Origin of the sequence: Candidatus Magnetobacterium casense, assembly GCF_019173545.1 — a bacterium.
In the GTDB taxonomy this organism is placed as follows: domain Bacteria; phylum Nitrospirota; class Thermodesulfovibrionia; order Thermodesulfovibrionales; family Magnetobacteriaceae; genus Magnetobacterium; species Magnetobacterium cryptolimnobacter.
Window position 1 is genome coordinate 1 of sequence record NZ_JABXWD010000633.1, and the last position, 1,505, is coordinate 1,505.

Genomic DNA, 1,505 nt, shown 5'->3' on the forward strand with positions numbered 1-1,505 from the left:
GCACGTTCTTCTCCCACCACATATCGACGATGGAGGGTGGCCTGGTCCTCACTGATGACCACGAACTGTACTGCCTGTGCCGGTCGCTGAGAAATCACGGCTGGACGAGAGACCAAGACCCAGGCAGCGTAATTTTCAATCGCCGCTCCGACGATTTTTATGAGGCCTATCGCTTTATCCTCCCCGGCTACAACGTTCGTCCCACGGAGTTGCAGGGGGTTGTGGGCAAGGAGCAGTTGAAAAAGCTCCGGGGATTCATAGATACACGCATAGCAAATGCCGCACATTTCACGGGGCTGTTTAAGGATGACGAGCGGTTTATTATCCAGAGGCCGGTGGGGCCGGATTCCGTCAGTTCGTCGTTCTGCTTTACTATGATCGTCAATCCCAAATCGGGGGTAGACAGGGGTCGTGTCCTGCAGAGGCTCCGGGAGGCCGAAATCGAGCACAGGATCATCACCGGCGGCAACTTCCTCCGGCATGACGTCATCAAATACTTTGATTATGAAGTAACCAGGTCATCCAATGCCGATATCGCACACGACTACGGATTCTTTGTAGGCAACCACCCCATCGACATACGAGCCGAAATCGATTATCTCCATAAAACGTTAAAGGACGTATGAACGGGATGAAGGGGTCAAACGGTAAAGGAAAGAAGGAGGGCGGCTCCGCCCCCTCCTCAGACCTCCCCTGCAAGGGGGCCAGCCCCCTTGACCCCATCTTACCATGCTTTTTTGAGAGGATACCTTTTTTAAATGCGATTGCCCTGTTTCACGATAAAGTTTGGCTTGACTTTTTTTGATCATGAGGTGTACCATAATTATCATATACCCTGCAACAGGAGGCTTTGAGGATGAGAATTTATCTTGTATCTGTAGTGTTGGTTGTAGTGTTGCTCTGTGGTGTAAGCACATTTGCCTCAGATGAATCTAATCCCGGTGAGCAATCATCAATAAAAATCACAGGTTTGGTTGGCATAACTGCCCTGAACAAGTATATTTACCGCGGCAACGAAATTGGTTCAAAGAGCCTGATATTACAGCCATATATATCGCTCTCCGCCGTGGGATTTACGGTTGTCTCCTGGGGAAGTTTTGATTCTGATCAGCACAGGACACAGTCCTTCTATCCAAAGGAGCCAGGCACAAAGAGCTTTAATGAAACAGACGTGTTTATAAACTACAGGAAGAACTTCGATAAACTGGCCATCTCTGGCGGGTACAATTTCTATGGCCTGCACTATGCCAAGGACTCTCAGGATGTGTTCGTCTCCGTGGGATATGCCGATGATGGCTATTTAAATCCCACACTGAAGGTCTACAGGGAGATATCGGCCTGGCCAAACGTCTACTTCAATCTGGCGTTGACTCGTGCCTTCCCTGTGTACAAAGGCATAACGCTCAACCTCGGGGCATCCTTTGGATACCTCATCGGCATCACGGACCATTGGAAGACCTATGACGAAAAAACAGCCGCCTATACCGACAGTAAATACAGCGCTT

The 1,505-nt window shown here is 49.6% G+C and carries 2 protein-coding genes; both read left to right on the plus strand.

Annotated features, from left to right (window positions below):
• Positions 1-626: DegT/DnrJ/EryC1/StrS family aminotransferase (locus tag HWQ67_RS18280; RefSeq protein WP_218254128.1), on the plus strand; the 626-nt coding region annotated here is incomplete at its 5' end.
• Between the two features lie 230 nt (positions 627-856).
• Positions 857-1,505 (plus strand): hypothetical protein (locus tag HWQ67_RS18285; RefSeq protein WP_218254129.1); only part of this gene is annotated, 649 nt, incomplete at its 3' end.